This is a genomic window from Agromyces sp. Root81, assembly GCF_001429165.1.
Lineage (GTDB): Bacteria > Actinomycetota > Actinomycetes > Actinomycetales > Microbacteriaceae > Agromyces.
Window position 1 is genome coordinate 545,206 of sequence record NZ_LMIR01000001.1, and the last position, 16,638, is coordinate 561,843.

The following is a 16,638-nucleotide window of genomic DNA, read 5'->3' on the forward strand; positions in this document are numbered from 1 at the left end:
GACATGTCCACGCACACCCCAGACCAGCCCATCGCCGTCGCTCGAGCCGTCGGTGCGGACAGCTCGTTCGACAACCCCTACCTGCTCGGCGTCTATGCACCGGTGCAGACCGAGCTGTCGCTCGAGGACCTCGAGGTCATCGGCGAGGTGCCCCGTGACCTCAACGGCGTCTACCTCCGCAACGGGCCCAACCGTCGTTTCGATTCCCCCGGCCGGTACCACATGTTCGACGGCGACGGCATGATCCATGCCGTGCACTTCGACGGCGGCAAGGTGCGCTACCGCAACCGCTGGGTCCGCACCAAGGCGTTCCACGAGGAATCCGCCGCCGGCAAGTCCCTCTGGACGGGCCTGATGGAGAACCCGGAGGGCAACCCGTTCGGCAACGGGCACGGCCTCGGCATCAAGGACTCCGCGAACACCGACGTGATCTTCCACCGCGGCCAGGTGCTCGCCACCTGGTACCTGTGCGGAGACCCGTACGCCGTCGACCCGCTCTCACTCGAGACGCTCGGTGCCCAGGACTTCCTCGGCACGTTCGCGGGCGACATGATGGCCCACCCGAAGGCCGACGAGCGCACCGGCGAGCTGCTCTGGTTCGACTACGGCCCCGACATGAACTACATGCGCTACGGCATCATCGGCCCCGACGGCACGCAGACCCACCTCGCGCAGGTCGACCTGCCCGGCCCCCGACTGCCGCACGACATGGCGATCACCGAGAACTACACCGTGCTGATGGACCTTCCGCTCGTGCAGGACCAGGAGGCCCGCCGCAACGGCAAGTACCGGATCTTCTACGACAAGTCGCTCGTGTCGCGCTTCGCGGTGCTCCCCCGCTACGGATCCGGCGCCGAGGTGCGCTGGTTCGAAGCGAAGCCCTGCTACATCTACCACGTCGTCAACTCGTGGGAAGAGGGGACGAAGATCATCATGGAGGTGTGCCGCGTGAAGAACCCGCAGCACCAGTCGACCTTCGAGCACCCGCTGGCCAACATGCTCGCGTACATGCGACTGGACGCGCAGCTGTACCGCTACGAGTTCGACCTGGTCACCGGGCAGACGTCCGAGCGCCCCATCGACGACCAGAACATCGAGTTCCCCAGCATGGACCAGCGCATCGTCGGCGTTCCGCACCGCTACTCGTACAACATGAGCCTGGCGAACGAGCCCACGCTGCTCTTCGACGGCATCGTGCGCTACGACTCGAAGACCGGCGAGAAGGAGAGCTACCAGTTCGGCGCAGGGCGCTGGGGCTCGGAGAGCCCGTTCGCTCCCCGTGACGGATCCACGAGCGACAGCGACGGCTACCTGGTGACCTTCGTCAACGACGAGATCGAGGGGCGCGGCGAGATCCTCGTGCTCGCCGCCGATGACCTGGCCGCCGGCCCGGTCGCCCGCATCAAGCTCCCCCAGTCCGTACCCGCGGGGTTCCACGCCACGTGGATCCGCGCAGACCAGCTCGCCTGAACGCACGACCAACCGATCACCACGTCGGTCCCCGACAGAGCTGTCGGGGACCGACGCCCACCCGAACAGGTAAGGAAGCCCCCCATGTCCGAAAGTCGTCTGAACCTGCACCCCCAGTCCCGTGTCGACCGCCTCGTCGGAGACGGCCAATGGACCCCCGAGACCATCGACGGGATGTTCCGTGCAACGGCCGCCCGACGCGGCGACGCGCTCGCGATCGTCGACCCCGCCAACCGCGCGGCCCTGGCCGGCGGCGCGGCGCGGCGCCTCACGTGGCGCGAGGTCGACAGCGAGGTGACGGCGCTGGCCGCACGCCTCGCCGAAGCGGGAGTGAGTCGCGGTGACACGATCGGCGTCCAACTCGCCAACGGCATCGAGCTCACCGAGGTGCTCATCGCCGCGTGGACGCTCGGCGCCACCGTGTCGCCGCTGGCGATGCAGTACCGCGATCACGAGATCACCACGATGGGCGCCGCCGCGGAGTTCGACTGGGTCGTCGCGGCGCGCGCCTTCGGCGAACGCCACCCGGCCGACGACTTCGCCCGCCTGCGCGGCGAGCTGCCGACCGTCCGCGGCGTGTTCAGCTATGGACTGCCCGACGACGCCCTCTGCGAGGACAGCACCGGTGCGACCCACCTGTTCCCGACCGCGGCCACCACCGAGGACGAGGCGGCCGTGGCCGCCTACCGCGTCGCAACTCCCAACGACCCCAACGACTGCGTGACGATCTGCTGGACCTCCGGCACCGAGGGCGTGCCCAAGGGCGTCATGCGGGCGCACTACGACTGGCTCGTCTTCAGCATGGTCTGTCAGGATGCCTCGGCGACGACCACCGACGACGTGATCCTGAACGCCTTCCCGATGATCAACATGGCGGGCATCTGCGCGATGCTGCTGCCGTGGGTCCGCACCGGCTGCGTGCTCGTGCAGCACCACCCGTTCGATGCCCCGACGTTCTTCGGCCAGATCGCGCGCGAACGCGTGACCTACACGCTCGCACCGCCGGCGCTGCTGTCGATGCTGCTGCACAACGAGGAGCTGCTGAGCAGGATCGACCTCACCAGCCTGACCCGGATCGGATCGGGTTCCGCACCGCTCAACCCGGCGATGGTGCGGGGATGGCAGGAGCGGTTCGGCATCCCGATCATCAACTTCTTCGGCTCCAACGAGGGCGTCGGCCTGCTCTCCAGCAGCGTCGACCTGCCGAGCCCCGACGACCGCGCGAGGTTCTTCCCGCGCTACGGCGCCGAGGGCACGGACTGGTCGATGCAGCTGTCGAAGTGGGCCGACGTCAAGATCTACGACCTGGAGACCGGCGACGAGATCACCGAACCCGGCCGGCCCGGCGAGCTGCACATCAGCGGCCCGCAGCTCTTCGCGCGCTACCTTAACGCCGAGACGCTCTCCAACCCGTTCGACGAGGCGGGCTACCTGAAGACCGGCGACATCTTCGAGATCGCCGGCGACCAGGGTCAGTTCCTCCGCTACGTCGACCGGGCGAAGGACATCATCATCCGCGGCGGCATGAACATCGCCCCCGTCGAGCTGGAGACGCTCATCATGAAGCATCCGGCCGTCGCAGACGTCGCGGTCGTCGGCGACCTGGACGAGACGCTCGGCGAGAAGGTCGCGGCGTTCGTGGCGCTGCACCCCGAGACCACGCTGGATCTGCCGGAGCTCGTCGAGTTCCTGCGGGAACAGCACATCGCCTCGTACAAGCTGCCCGAGAACCTGCGCGTGGTCGAGCTGCTTCCGCGCAACCCCGTCGGAAAGGTCGTCAAGACCGAGCTGCGCAAGGCCCTCGCCGAGGCGCAGGCGTGAGCAAGGCCCTGATCCTCGACGCCGCGCGCACGCCGCGAGCACGGGTCCGCCGCGGCGGCGGCACCCTCGCCGGGCTCTCGCCGGCCGAGCTGCTGGCCGTCGTCCTGCGCGAGCTCACGGCACGAGGGCTGCCCGACGATCGCGTCGATGACGTGATCGTGGGGGTGAGCACGGTCGTCGGGGAACAGGGCGGGAACGTGGGGCGGGTGGCGGCGATGCACGCCGGCTGGTCCGACGCCGTGCCCGCCGGTGTCGTCTCCCGCCTGTGCGGCTCCGGACTCGATGCCATCGCGTCCGGAGCCGCTCAGGTGCGCTCCGGGGGTGCGGAGCTCGTCGTGGCCGCGGGCGTCGAATCGATGTCGCGCGTGCCGATGCTCGCCGACCGGCCCGCCTTCGCCGTCGACAAGGCAGCGGGCGAGGCGACCGGTTTCGTCTCCATCGGAGTCTCAGCGGATGCCGCGGCGATCCGTGCCGGCTTCTCCCGCACTCAGCTCGACGAGTACGGCGTGCGCAGCCAACTCCGCGCAAGTGCCGCGCCCGCCTGGGAGTCGACCATCCCGGTGACGACGCCGTCCGGCACCGTGCTGGCGCACGACGAGGGCGCGCGGCCCGACACCACGTTGGAGTCGCTGGCCTCGCTCGAACCTCTGTTCGCGGATGATCCGCTGTGGGAGCGGGTGGAACGGCACCTCGGCATCACGACGGGTTCCGACCGCGGCCGTCACACCGTCGGTACGGCGCCGCAGTTCGCGGATGCCGCCGCCGCGGTCGTGCTCGCCTCGGAGGCCGGGGCGCAGCAGTCCGATCGGACGCCGATCGGAACGGTGCTCGGCTGGGGTCAGGCCGCGGTCCGCTCGCCGGGCCTCGAGGCGACGGTGCCCGCCAGCAGGAAGGCGCTCGACCAGGCCGGGCTGCAGGCGAGCGAGTTGTCGGTCGTCGAGGTGAACGAGTCCTTCGCGGTGACTCCCCTGCTCCTCACCCGCGAGCTGGGACTGCCGGCCGACTTCGTCAACGCGCATGGCGGCGCCATCGCCGTGGGCCACCCGCTGGGTGCCTGCGGCGGAGTGCTCGTGGCGAACGCGTTGGACCAACTGCGCCGGAAGGGCGGCGGCTACGGCCTCGTCGTGATTCCGGCGGCGCTGGGCTTGGCCACCGCCGTCGTCATCGAGTCCTTCGCGTGACCGTGCCGGTGCCGGAACGCAGCCGCCCGAGACGCAGACACCCCGACAGGAGCCGAAGAAGATGAGCAGCAGACGAGGCGTGTACCTCCTGGGTGGATCCCAGACGGACTTCAAGCGCAACCTCGCCGCCGAGGGCGTCGACGATGCGGTGTTCTCATTGATCCGGGAAGCCGCGCTCGGCGCCGTCGAGGACGCCGCGATCGATCCGGGCGACATCCAGCGCGGGCACGTCGGCAACCACTCGAGCGAGATCTTCACCGGACAGTCGCACCTCGGCGCCATGCTTCCGGCCGTCACGGAGGAGTGGAGCCAGTTGCCCTCATCGCGCCATGAGGCAGCGTGCGCATCGGGGAGCATGGCCGCGCTCGGCGCCATGGCCGACATCGAGGCCGGCTTCTACGACGTCGTCCTCGTGCTCGGCGTCGAGCAGATGCGCAACGTCCCAGGCACCGTTGCGGCGAACAATCTGGGATGTGCCGGCTGGCGCTCCCGAGAGGATCTGGGCGAGCTGGCGTGGCCCACCGCGTTCGACCGCATCGCCGACGAGATCTCCCGGCGCTACGGCGGCATGACCACCGAGCATCTCTCGAGGCTCGTGCAGAACAGTCGGGCCAACGCGCGCCGCAATCCGCTGGCGCAGACGCGCGACTGGATCGAGACCGCGGCGTCCTTCGCCGATGACGACGAGGCGAACCCGATCGTGCAGGGGGCGCTGCGCAAGAGCGACTGCGGGCGCATCAGCGACGGCTCCAGCGCCGTGGTGCTGGCGAGCCGCGAGTACGCGGAACGCTGGCGCACGAGACGTGGGTACGCCCAACTGCCGCCGCGCATCACGGGCTGGGGGCACGCGACCTCGTCCATGGCACTCGACGAGAAGCTGCGCGCCTCCGTCGACAGCGAGTTCCTCTTTCCGCACCTCCGGGCTGCGATCGCCGACAGCTACGGCAGGGCCGGCATCGGAGGACCCGACGACCTCGATGCCATCGAGCTGCACGACTGCTTCTCGATCAGCTCGTACATGGCCATCGACCACCTCGGCATCACCGAGCCGGGCAAGGGCTGGCAGGCGATCGAGGACGGCCGCATGGAGATGGGCGGGTCCATTCCGGTGAACCCCTCCGGAGGACTGCTCTCCGGCGGCCATCCGGTCGGAGCGACGGGCGTGCGAATGCTCAACGACGCCCGCCTGCAGGTGACCGGCCGGGCGGGTGAGACGCAGGTCGAGGGCGCGAGGAACGTGGCCACCCTGAACTTCGGCGGCAGCGTCGCGACCGTCGCGAGCTTCGTCGTCGGGCGCGACTGACCGCCAGAGCCCACGGGCTCAGCCCTCGATGAGCCTGGCCGACTCCCTGACGAGCGCGGGCACGCCATCGGCGAGAGTCGGCGCGAACCGGTCACCCGGCCGCTCGCCGTTCAACCACCGCGTGTAGATCGCCTCGCAGAAGACGGCGGCCTTCCACAGCGCGAGGGCCTGATACCAGCGGAGTTCCGACAGATCGAGTCCGGTCGCCGCGCCGTACCGTGCCGCCAGTTCCGCCCGAGACGGATAGCCCTCGTAGCGGGTGACCGGCGTGAGCTCGAGCGGAGTCGACGCCGCTCCCGCCTCCGCGTACGTGGCGAGGAAGTATCCGAGGTCGGCGAGCGGGTCGCCGACGGTCGCCATCTCCCAGTCCAGGATCGCCAGCACCCGCGGCGGGGCGCCGTGCTCGAACATGAGATTGCCGATGCGGTAGTCGCCGTGCACGACCGAGGCCCGCTGACTCGTCGGGGAGTTCGCCGCAAGCCACGATGCAACGGACGCGATCTCCGGCACGGACCGCCGCGTCGAGGCATCCCACAGCGAGGAGAACAGGCCCACCTGCCGCTCCAGGTATCCGTCCGGCCGGCCCACGCGCTCGAGGCCGCCGCCGGCGGCGTCCACGTCATGGAGCGTGACGAGCGCGTCGACGGCCGCGAAGGCCGTGGCCCGGCGCTGCTCAGGAGTGTCGAGCCCGACGAGCTCCGCGTCGGTGATGACGGCGCCGTCGAGGTGGTCCATCACATAGAACGGCACGCCGAGCACCGAGTCATCCGCGCACACGGCCACGATGTTCGGCACCGAGATCCCGGCTGCCTTCACGAGCAGCTGGATGCGCGACTCGCGCACCATGTCGTGGGTGGACTTCGGCAGCGGCGGACGCGGGCCGCGCCGGAGCACGAGCGAGCGCTCCCCTCGGCGGAGCAGGTACGTCAGGTTCGAGTGGCCCTCGCCGATGCGCTGCCACGAGATCGCGCCCGAGCCGAGCCCCTCGCCATCCAGGAAGCCGGTGAGGGCATCGAGCACCAGCAGCGGCGGTCGCGCCATCGCCTCGGCATCCGCTCTGGTGGCCACGACCTCCACCCCGTCAGGTGTCGAAATCACGACGCCGCACCGGCCACGATGTCCATCCTCGCGGCCCCCGCAGCGACCTCCGTGCGACGGCGCGAGGAGGCGCGGCGGGAGATCGCCCACTTGTGCGTCTCGTTCGAGCCGTCGTAGATGCGGAAGGGTCGCACCTCGTTCATGTACGAGGCGAGCGGGAGACGATCGGTGACGCCGTCGCCGCCGCAGAGCTGGATCGCCCGGTCGATCACGCGGAAGACGGCCTCCGAGCAGTGCACCTTGGCGATGGACGACATGGCCGATCCGGCCTTCGGATCGCGTTCGAGCAGCGCTGCGGTCTTGGCGATGATCGCATCGGATGTCTCGATGTCGATGACCGACTGCGCGATCATGTCCTGCGCGATGCCCAACTCGGCGATGCGGTGCCCGAAGATCTCGCGCTCGTCGATGCGGTCGAGCACGATGTCGAGGGATCGACGAGCGAGGCCGAGCCATCGCATGCAGTGCGTCAGCCGGGCCGGGCCCAGCCGCACCTGCGCGTAGCGGAAACCCTCCCCTGGCGCGCCCAGCACCGCGTCGTCCGTGACGAAGCAGTCCTCGAAGTGCACGTGCGGGTGTCCGCCGGCGATCGCGCGGTCGATCGCGTGGATCTGTTCGCCGATCCGGATGCCCGGATTGTCCATGTCGACCAGCAGCATGGTCGCCCCGGCCGGGACGCCCTCGCCGGCTTCGTTGCGGGCCATCACGATCGCGAAGCCCGCCACCTCGGCGCCGCTGATGAACCGCTTGTGGCCGTTGATCACCCAACCGCCCTCGACCTTCACCGCCTCGGTGCGCAGCGCATCCGGGTCGGATCCGGCCCCCGGGTGCGGCTCCGTCATCGCGAAGCAAGAACGTACGGCACCCGATGCGAGGGGCGCCAGGTAGCGCTCCTTCTGGGCCTCCGTCGCGATGAGGCCGAGCATGTGCATGTTCCCCTCATCGGGTGCCATGCAGTTCAGCACGCTCGGCCCGATCGGCGAGTAGCCGGCCTCTTGGAAGACGGCCGACCAGTGCTCGATCGGCACGCCCTGCCCGCCGTACTCACGAGGAGCGTGCGGGGCGAAGACCCCCACGTCCTTTGCGGCCGCCATCAGCGTGGCTCGCAGCTCTTCGCTCAGGCGCACGTCGGGGCCCGGCTCTGCGGGGATGACGACGTTGCGGATGAAGTCGCGCGTGCGCAGGCGCAGCGCTTCCAGCTCCGGCACGGGACTGCTCATGCCGCTCCTCCTGCCGAGAGCAGCCCACCGTCGAGCACCAGGGTCTGGCCGGAGACCCACGCGGAGTCGTCGGACGCGAAGTAGGCGACTGCGCCGGCGATGTCGTCCGGGGTGCCGAGCCGCCCGAGCGGATAGGCGGCAGCGACTTCCTCCTCCTTGCCTTCGTAGAGCACGCGGGCGAACCGGGTCTTGACGACCGCGGGGGCGACGGCGTTCACACGGATGTCGGGTCCGAGTTCGACCGCCAGGGTGCGCGTGAGGTGGATGAGCGCGGCCTTCGTGATGCCGTACATGCCGATGCCTTCGGACGGGATGAGGCCGGTGACCGAGGCCACGTTGACCACCACCCCTCGCCGCGCTGCGAAGCCGAGCGCCTCGTGGTGGTAGGCGGCCTGGGTCCAGGCGAGCGTGCCGAGCACATTCACCTCGACGAGCTTGCGCGCACCGGTGAGATCGAGGTCGATCAGCGGCCCGTAGACGGGGTTGATGCCCGCGTTGTTGACCAGGATGTCGAGGCCGCCGAGCTTGCGGGCGATGGTGTCCATGACCTCGGCGCGGTGCTCGGGGTCATCGCTCTTGCCCGCGACGAAGATCGCCGTGCCTGCAGGGAAGGATGCTGCGGCTTCGGCGAGCGGCTCGGGCTTCCGGGCGGTGATGCAGACCCGAGCTCCTTCGGCGACGAGCCGTCGAGCGATGGCGAGCCCGATGCCGCGGCTGGCCCCGGTGATCAGGGCCGTCCTGCCGGCCAGGCGGTGAGCGTTGACTGCGTTGTCGTTGTCCATATGCATCCGTTGTCGTCGGACCGAGCGAGCGTTCGGTAGCCTCAAGTGTCACGAGGCGGAACGGGAGTGTCAAGCCCCGTCCGTGGCATGATGCGATCCAGCAGACGAGGAGGTGGCGATGACCGGCGATGACGAGCCCGCAACGCGGATGAACTGGCGCGACTTCGAGAAGGACCCGCTGCCGCCGTTACTGCGAACCGCCGTGCAGACCTTCGTGGCACACGGCTATCACGGCACCAGCACGCGCACGCTCGCGGCGGCCGCGAACATGTCGGTGCCCGGTCTGTACCACCACTTCGCGTCGAAGCAGGCGATCATCGTGGCCATCATGGACCACGCCATGGACGACCTCTGGCGCCGGAGCGACGCGGCACTCGCGGAGGCCGGATCCGACCTCGATCAGCAGCTGCGGCTCCACGTCGAGTGCCTCGCCCTGTTCCATGCGCATCGCAAGGAACTCGCGTTCCTCGCTGCGACGGAACTGCGCAGTCTCGAGCCCGTTGCGCGCGCCAGGCACATCGCCGCCCGCGATCGCCAGGAACGCATGCTCGTCGAGATCCTGCGCACCGGCACCGCGCACGGCGCCTTCGTCGTGGCCGACCCCCGTCAAGCCGCTCGCGCGATGATCACCATGTGCACCGGCGTCTCGCAGTGGTTCGATGCTGCCGGACCGTTGTCCGCCGCACAGATCGCCGAGGACTACGCCGGCTACGCGGAGCGCATCGTACGAAGGTGAGGCGGATTCGAGTCGGCATTCACCTCGATCGCATGAGCAGAGCAGCCGACAGGGCGATACGGTACCGATCATGACGATCGATGGACTCTACAACTTCCGAGACACCGGCGGAACGCCGCTCACGGCGGGCGGCACGACCAGGAGCGGCGTGCTCTTCCGATCTGACGCGCTGTCGGGTCTGACGCAGACCGGACTCGACGAACTCGCCGCGACCGAGATCGGTGTCATCGTCGATTTCCGCACTCCCGAAGAGCGGAAGGCCGCAGCCGACCGCATTCCGACGTCACGTCCGTTCGAGGTCGCCGAACTCGCGCTGCTCGAGGGCGCGATGGCCGACATGGCGCAGAACGCCCTCTCCCACGGCGCATCGCCGTCGCCCGAGACGGCCGCTCAGGCGACGCCGTCGATACCAACGTTGGGCGAGCTCTACGTCGGCATGGTGCAACACGGCGCCGCCCGGTTCGCCGAGGTGGCACGCCTCATCGCGGCGTCGACGGATGACTCGCCCTCCGCGGTGCTCGTGCACTGCACGGCCGGCAAGGACCGGACCGGTGTCGCAACGGCGCTCATGCTCGATGCGGTCGGCGCAGAGCGCGCCGCGGTCGTGGCGGACTATGCCGCCTCCCAGGACAACCTCGCCGGCCCCTGGGCCGACGGGATGCTGCACATGATCTCGTCACTCGGACTCCCCCTCACCCCCGAACTGCGCACGCTCGTGACGGGAACTCCTCCCGATGCGATCGAGCAGGCTCTCGCCTGGGTGGACACGGAACACGGGGGCGCTGCTGACTACCTCGGTTCGGGCGGGCTCACGCCCCACGAGCTGACGGGCCTTCGCACGCGCCTCGTCGGCTGACGACCGGCGGGTACTCCCTTCGTCGTATCTTCGGACGAACGCCGCGCCCCATCGTTGTCCGTGCCGTCGCACGCGGATAGCGTTGGGCGAGCTGCTGAGGAGGCACGAGTGATCGAGACGACACGACCGGACGAACTGCGGACCGTTCCCGACGAGATCCTCGAGGAGCTCCGTGCTCGACTCCTCGAACGAGGAAGCTCGCTCGCCAACGATGAGTCAGTCGATGGCGGCCTCGAGTTCCAGGTGCGCGCGATCGTCGCAGAGACGCTCGCCGCCGTCGAGAACGCCGTCGAACGCCCCGCCGTCTCCGTGGAGTACCACGACCTTCCCGACCTCAGCTCCCATGGCCAGCGCTCCGCTGCGATGGCGATGGATCCGGCAGAACCGCTGATGGCCGCCGAACTCCTGTTCTCGATCGCCCTGCCGAAGATCGCCGACGAGCGCCCCGGCCGCGAACTCGACATCGCAGGCGCATTGCACCACGCGATCTGGCGCCGCTTCCCGCCGGGCGCGATCGCGTACGTCGCGGTGCTCCGCGGGCGGCTGCAGCTGTCGCAGTACGAGACCAGGCAGCGCATCTCCCGCGAGCTCCACGACCGTATCGCCCATGGCATCGCCGCCGGCCTCCAGCGTCTGGAGATCGCCAACGCCACGAGCCCGGATGAATCGCTGACGGCAGCCATGCGGATCCTGCGAGTCGCGCTCGCCGATACCCAGGATCTCGCACTCGACCTGCGCTCGCTCGTCGGCGACCGCTCGCTGCTCGAGGCGATCGAGGAGTACGCCTACGCGACCGGCGGGGGCGGTGTGCTTCCTGTTCACGCCGTCGAGACCGGGGCCGCACGCCCGTTGACTGCGCTGGCCGAGGAGGAGCTCTTCATGATCGTCATGGAGGCGACCCGGAACGCCCGAACCCATGCGACACGGGCGACGGCGATCACGGTCCGCCTCGAGTGGTCGCCGACCAAGGTGACGATCACGGTCACCGACGACGGAGACGGCTATGACCACAAGCCCCAGACGACCTCGCTCGGCCTCCGTGGCATCGCCGAGCGCGCCGCCCTCATCGGCGCATCCGTCGAGTTCCTGAACCGCGCCGGCGCTACCGGCCTGAAGCTCTCGCTTCCGTTCGTGGCGCCGCGGAACGCATGAACTCCGCCGCCGCTCCGATCCGCGTCGTCATCGCGGACGACCATGATCTCTTCCGCGACGGCATGCGGGCGATGCTCTCGGTCGGCGCCCGAATCGCCGTCGTCGGAGACGCGTCCGACGGCGAGAGTGCGATCGCCACCACGATCGCCATGCGTCCGGATGTGCTGCTGCTCGACGTCGAGATGCCGGGCGTGCCGGTGCTGTCGACCATCGCTCGGGTACTCGCCGAGTCGCCGGGCACCCGGATCGTCATCGTCACGATGCACCGCGACCGTGTGCTCGCCGGCCATCTGCTCGCGGCCGGAGCGAGCGCGTTCATCTCCAAGTCGGCGACCTCGGCCGAGCTCATCGATGCCGTCCGTCGGGCGACCGCGGGCAACGCCGAGCGGGTCGATGCTCCCCCGGCGCCGTCGGTGCTCTCGCATCGGGAGCGCGAGGTGCTGAAGCTGATCGGCGACGGACTCTCCAATCAGGCGATCGGCCAGCGGCTCTCCATCTCGACCGGCACGGTGAAGCGGCACAACACGCACATCTTCGCGAAGCTCGGTGCGAGCTCCCGCACGGATGCGGTTCGACGCGCATGGACCCTGGGCGAGCTCGCCGACCCCCGGCCCTGATCGCCCGGACGAGAGGAGACGGCAGGGTCCACTCGCGCGTCGCGCGACGCGTCCGGTCCGGCTCGTCCGAATGCCACCTTCGTGGCATACCGGCGGCGCGCCCGTCGAGCGAGGCTGGAGGCACGTACTCGCGGGGGTCCGTACGACCTGGAACGAACCAGGGCTGGCCCTGACCCGTTCTTTACCCTCGCCCACGTTAGATGGGACACCATGGACGCACCACCTCGCTCGAGCAGCCTGACCGACACCACGCCACGGATGAGCCGCACGCAGAGCCGCATCCTCTGGCTCGTCATCGTCGCTGGTACGTTCGGCGGCCTGCTCATCGCTGCGAACGCCGCGTTCGCGTCGCAGCCGGTCGATGACCGGTCGGAGTACGCGTACCAGCTGTCCGCACTGGATCCCGAGGTTCGGAAGCTGCCCATCGTGACGCACATCCCGGAGACGGCGCGCGATATCCGGGTGACGTGGAATCCGGCGACGGGCGCCGCAGCTGCAGCGTGGAACGCCCCGGCGGATACCGCCCCGCCCGAAGGGTGCGAGACCGTTGCGAATCCGGCGCCCCCGGGCTTCGCCGAGCGCGTCATCCGTCTCGGCCCCGAGCCGTACGACGGTCTCGACTGCGGCGACGTCATCCTCGCCAAGCGCAGTGGCGCGACGTACGCGTGGACGGTCGGTTCCTGACCTGTGCCGACGGCGCTCAGCCCGACTTCGCCTCACGGGGAACTGCACCGAGGTCCTGCGCCGGGACCGACCCGGTCACCACCGCATCGACGTTCATCGAGCCGTCGACCGGGCCGACGATCGGAATGGGCGTGGTCGGCGTCGGAGCGAGCGGTTCGACGCGCATCCTGCCGAGCCGCCGATGCTCGAGCACATAGGCGGGAACGAGCAGCGCGATCGCGCCGAGCCACGCGAGTGGATTGCTCCAGACGACACCGACGAACCCGAACGCCGAACCGAGCACGATCGCCGCGCCCACCCGCATGACGAGTTCGACCACTCCGGTCACGGTCGGCGCCACCGTGCGACCGAGGCCCTGCAGCACACCCCGCAGCACGAACAGCACTCCGAGCGCCGTGTAGGTGAAGCCGTCGACCACCAGCATGTACGAGGCGGCGTCGACGACCGCCTCCGACCCGTCCCCGACGAACACCCGCACCAGTTGCTCGCTGAACACGATGAGGGGCGCACCGATGGCGATCGCCGCACCGATCGACATCCAGGTCGCCTGCACGACTCCTCGCCGAATGCGGTCGGGACGCTGACCGCCGAGATTCTGCGCGGCGAACATCGATGCGGCGAGGCCCAGCGACGACAGGAGCGCCACGGCGATCGAATCGACACGGGATGCGGTCGTGTAGGCGGCCACCGCGTCGGCGCCGAGTTCGTTCAACGCCACCTGGACCGTGAGCGTGCCGATCGCGATGATCGAGGTCTGGAAGCCCATCGGCATTCCGACCCGCAGGTGCTCGAGGATCTCCGCCCGCGAGACCCGCCAGTCGGCTCGGCGCACGTGCAGCACCGGAATCCGGCGACGGATGAAGTCGAGGCACAGCACGACCGACACCGCCTGAGCGACGACCGTGGCCAGCGCGGCCCCCGCGACACCCCAGTCGAGCGGACCCACCATGAGCACCACGAGACCGATGTTCAGCAGGCACGAGAGCGTCAGGAAGACGAGCGGGGTGCGCGAGTCGCCGATTGATCGGATCACAGCGGACAGGTAGTTGAAGAACATCACGGCGGATGCCCCGAGGAAGCTGATCTGGGCGAACACCGTCGCCTCTGCGAGCAGTTCGTCGGGAGTCTGCAGCAACTGCAGCGTCGGACCGGCGATGAGCGGGGCGCCGATCGTGAGCACGACGCTCATTGCGCCGGTCAGGAGCGTGCCGGCCGCGACCGAGCGGCGCACGGCGTCGAGGTCGCGCGAACCGAATGCCTGCGCCGTGGGGATCGCGAAGCCCGACGTGACGCCCCACGCGAATCCCAGCAACAGGAACAACAGGGACCCGGTCGCGCCGACCGCTGCGAGCGAGTCGATGCCGAGTTGCCTGCCGACGACGATCGCGTCGACCACCTGATAGAGCTGCTGCACCACGTTGCCGATGAGCAACGGAACCGCGAAGACGAGGATGACCCGCCATGGGGCGCCGGTGGTCAGGGTTCGTGCCATGTGATCTCAACGGTTCGGAGGGAAGGAAGGAGCGCGATGTTTGCGTCACCATCGAGTATAGGGATGCCCCGGGTCCCCGCGCATTCGTGCCACCGCGCCGCTGACCAGACGTGACCTTCAGCGGCAGTTCGAGTCCGGTGTCGAGGCGACCTACCCGTGTGGAGCCCAGAAGGGCCGAGAATGCCTCAGGGCGCCCGCAGTTCCTCTGGCTCGACGACGACGTCGACGAGCGCTCCATTGCGCCACACCGTCATTTCCATCCGATGTCCGATCGCACCCGCGACCATCGCACGTTGCACGTCGGTCGGGTTCAGGATGGCGATGCCGTCGAGTGAGATGACGATGTCACCGACCTGTGCACCGCCGGCTGCGGGGCTGCTCGGGACGACTGAGACCACCTGCATGCCGGTATCCGACCCGACTCTCGCGGCTGCCTCGGGGCCGAGCCGGACCTTTGCCCCGGCGATCCCGAGCCAGGCACGGCGCACCCGGCCAGTGGTGCGCAAGGCGTCGATGATCTCGATCGTGGTCCCGTTGATCGGCACCGCGAGTCCGAGCCCGAATCCTGCGACGGCAGTGTTGACTCCGACCATGCGGGCGGAACTGTCCGCGAGCGCCCCACCGCTGTTGCCAGGATTGAGAGCTGCGTCGGTCTGGATCACCTCGTCGATCACGCGTCCGGATCGGGTCGGCAGTGAGCGCCCAAGGCCGGAGACGATGCCGGCGGTGACGCTGCCTGCCAGCCCCAGCGGGTTGCCGAGGGCAACCACGAGCTGGCCCACTTGCAGCTCGGCCGCATCACCGAATGTCACTGGTTGCGGCGTCGGTCCGTCAGCGCGGAGCACTGCGAGATCGGAGAGCGGGTCGGCGCCGACGACGTCGGCCGGAACGGAGGTGCCGTCCGAGAAGGCCAGGCTCACCTCGAAGGCTCCCTCCACGACGTGGGCGCTCGTCAGAAGATGACGTTCGGCGGTGATCACCGTCGCGCTGCCGGCACCCCTGCCGTGGCGCGTGCGCACGTCCACAGCCGCGACCGATGGCAGCACCGTCCGCGTCACGCGCATCACCGTCGTCGAATAGGCATCCAGTGCCTCCGCGTCAGGAGAGTCTTCGTTCACGGAGTCAGTCTGCTTCGTCATTTCGGCCGGCGGGACGAGTTCGCTCAGAGCGCACACCGTCTGCGACTCAGAGGGCGTATCCGTCACCTCACCGGCGAAGAGTGAATTTCAGGCGACCGACACCCGACGACACTATTCAGTGTTGCTATCTACTAGTACTCATGCCTACTATGTACCGGTAGGTAGTCACACCGAGTAGTCGGCGGAGGAGAAGTCGAACAGCTCTGCTCCACCCGAACAGCACGGAAGGAAGACACGGACTCATGTCCACAACAGAGACGACCACGAGGGACGCCACTCGACCGAACGGAATTGCCGAACGTCTGTTGGGCGAACGCCACTCGCTGCCCCTTTCGATCGCGCTGCACCTCGTCCCTGGCGCCCTGATTGTCGCCGCCTACCTGTTCATCGCCGAACCCTTCGTCTCCGCCATCGGGTACCCGGCGTTCCTCGGCTGGGCGATTGCGCTCTGCCTGATTCTCGTGCCGATCCAGTTGGTGCTGCTGTGGCTGGGACGCATCCGCAACGGGAAGCTCTCCCTGCGCGGCGTGCTCCACTACACCGACAAGCCGCTCCCGCGCGGGAAGCTCGTCGCGATGGTCATCCCGCTCATTCTGTGGATGGGGGTGCTGGGGTTCGCCTTGGCTCCGATTGACAGCTTCTTCTTCGAGAACTTCTTCACCTGGATCCCGTTCGCCGGCGACGGCAGCGCGACCACGTACCTCAATGGGTACTCCCACTCGGTGCTGCTCACCACGATGGTGATCTGCCTGCCGCTGACCGGGATCGCCCTACCACTGATCGAAGAACTCTACTTCCGCGGCTTTCTGATGCCGCGCATCGCTCACCTCGGCGGCTGGGCGCCGGTGCTCAGCACCGTTCTGTTCTCGCTGTATCACTTCTGGTCGCCGTGGGTGTTCGTCTCTCGCGTGATCTTCTTCTTCCCGGGGCCCTGGCTCGTCTGGAAGAAGAAGGACATCCGGCTATCGATCGGGATGCACGTCGGCGTGACTTCGATCGCAGCGACCGCCGGCACGATCGCCATCGCGCTGAACCTCGTCCCATGACACATGCCCGCTCGCTGCGTCCTCCTACGCAATCTCCGCAC

At 68.8% G+C, this 16,638-nt stretch carries 15 protein-coding genes; 10 read left to right on the forward strand and 5 right to left on the reverse strand.

Features of this window, described 5'->3' with window-relative positions; all coding sequences use genetic code 11:
* The first annotated feature begins 3 nt into the window (after window positions 1-3).
* From ASE14_RS02720 to ASE14_RS02735, 4 genes are all read left to right on the forward strand, one after another.
* Window positions 4-1,470: a carotenoid oxygenase family protein gene (locus ASE14_RS02720; protein ID WP_056650396.1), complete on the forward strand. Its 1,467-nt coding sequence runs from the start codon at window positions 4-6 to the stop codon at window positions 1,468-1,470.
* Between the two features lie 84 nt (window positions 1,471-1,554).
* A complete protein-coding gene (locus ASE14_RS02725) occupies window positions 1,555-3,291 on the forward strand; it encodes a class I adenylate-forming enzyme family protein (protein WP_056650399.1) in 1,737 nt (578 codons plus the stop codon).
* Window positions 3,288-4,472, forward strand: a complete 1,185-nt coding sequence (locus tag ASE14_RS02730) for a thiolase family protein (RefSeq protein ID WP_056650402.1) — start codon at window positions 3,288-3,290, stop codon at window positions 4,470-4,472. Before ASE14_RS02725 ends, ASE14_RS02730 begins: the two co-directional genes overlap by 4 nt.
* Before the next feature lie 61 nt (window positions 4,473-4,533).
* Window positions 4,534-5,775: an acetyl-CoA acetyltransferase gene (locus ASE14_RS02735; protein WP_056650406.1), complete on the forward strand. Its 1,242-nt coding sequence runs from the start codon at window positions 4,534-4,536 to the stop codon at window positions 5,773-5,775.
* Window positions 5,776-5,793: 18 nt separating this feature from the next.
* Here ASE14_RS02735 and ASE14_RS02740 read toward each other — a convergent pair whose 3' ends face one another.
* From ASE14_RS02740 to ASE14_RS02750, 3 genes are read right to left on the reverse strand one after another with little or no spacing between them, the layout of a single operon-like run.
* On the reverse strand, window positions 5,794-6,873 hold the full coding sequence (locus ASE14_RS02740; RefSeq protein WP_056651670.1) for a phosphotransferase family protein: 1,080 nt from the start codon (window positions 6,871-6,873) through the stop codon (window positions 5,794-5,796).
* Window positions 6,870-8,093, reverse strand: a complete 1,224-nt coding sequence (locus ASE14_RS02745) for an acyl-CoA dehydrogenase family protein (RefSeq protein ID WP_056650409.1) — start codon at window positions 8,091-8,093, stop codon at window positions 6,870-6,872. The genes ASE14_RS02740 and ASE14_RS02745 overlap by 4 nt, the downstream gene beginning before the upstream one ends.
* Window positions 8,090-8,875, reverse strand: coding sequence for an SDR family oxidoreductase (locus ASE14_RS02750; RefSeq protein ID WP_056650412.1), 786 nt, complete (start codon window positions 8,873-8,875; stop codon window positions 8,090-8,092). The genes ASE14_RS02745 and ASE14_RS02750 overlap by 4 nt, the downstream gene beginning before the upstream one ends.
* Window positions 8,876-8,993: 118 nt before the next feature.
* On the opposite strand from ASE14_RS02750, the gene ASE14_RS02755 reads away from it, so the two are divergent.
* The 5 genes from ASE14_RS02755 to ASE14_RS02775 all read left to right on the forward strand — a co-directional run bounded on the left by ASE14_RS02755 (window position 8,994) and on the right by ASE14_RS02775 (window position 12,920).
* Window positions 8,994-9,611 carry a TetR/AcrR family transcriptional regulator gene (locus ASE14_RS02755; RefSeq protein WP_056650415.1) on the forward strand — a complete coding sequence of 206 codons (618 nt, stop codon included), beginning with the start codon at window positions 8,994-8,996 and terminating at the stop codon, window positions 9,609-9,611.
* A gap of 70 nt (window positions 9,612-9,681) precedes the next feature.
* Complete coding sequence (locus ASE14_RS02760; RefSeq protein WP_056650418.1) at window positions 9,682-10,467, forward strand: tyrosine-protein phosphatase; 786 nt, start codon at window positions 9,682-9,684, stop codon at window positions 10,465-10,467.
* A gap of 108 nt (window positions 10,468-10,575) precedes the next feature.
* Entirely contained in the window at window positions 10,576-11,619 is a 1,044-nt protein-coding gene (locus tag ASE14_RS02765) for a sensor histidine kinase (protein ID WP_056650420.1), read from the forward strand.
* A complete protein-coding gene (locus tag ASE14_RS02770) occupies window positions 11,616-12,236 on the forward strand; it encodes a response regulator transcription factor (protein ID WP_056650424.1) in 621 nt (206 codons plus the stop codon). The genes ASE14_RS02765 and ASE14_RS02770 overlap by 4 nt, the downstream gene beginning before the upstream one ends.
* A 210-nt stretch (window positions 12,237-12,446) precedes the next feature.
* Window positions 12,447-12,920 (forward strand): hypothetical protein, encoded by a 474-nt coding sequence (locus tag ASE14_RS02775; RefSeq protein ID WP_157372748.1) that lies wholly within the window; start codon window positions 12,447-12,449, stop codon window positions 12,918-12,920.
* A gap of 16 nt (window positions 12,921-12,936) precedes the next feature.
* On the opposite strand, the gene ASE14_RS02780 is transcribed toward ASE14_RS02775, so the two are convergent.
* Together ASE14_RS02780 and ASE14_RS02785 are read right to left on the reverse strand one after the other, a co-directional pair.
* Window positions 12,937-14,412, reverse strand: coding sequence for an MATE family efflux transporter (locus ASE14_RS02780; protein WP_056650430.1), 1,476 nt, complete (start codon window positions 14,410-14,412; stop codon window positions 12,937-12,939).
* Between the two features lie 185 nt (window positions 14,413-14,597).
* The gene (locus tag ASE14_RS02785; RefSeq protein WP_056650433.1) at window positions 14,598-15,551 is read right to left on the reverse strand and encodes a S1C family serine protease; all 954 of its coding nucleotides are present in this window, start codon (window positions 15,549-15,551) and stop codon (window positions 14,598-14,600) included.
* A 305-nt stretch (window positions 15,552-15,856) separates the two neighbouring features.
* On the opposite strand from ASE14_RS02785, the gene ASE14_RS02790 reads away from it, so the two are divergent.
* Window positions 15,857-16,597 carry a CPBP family intramembrane glutamic endopeptidase gene (locus ASE14_RS02790; protein WP_200953251.1) on the forward strand — a complete coding sequence of 247 codons (741 nt, stop codon included), beginning with the start codon at window positions 15,857-15,859 and terminating at the stop codon, window positions 16,595-16,597.
* Window positions 16,598-16,638: the final 41 nt, after the last annotated feature.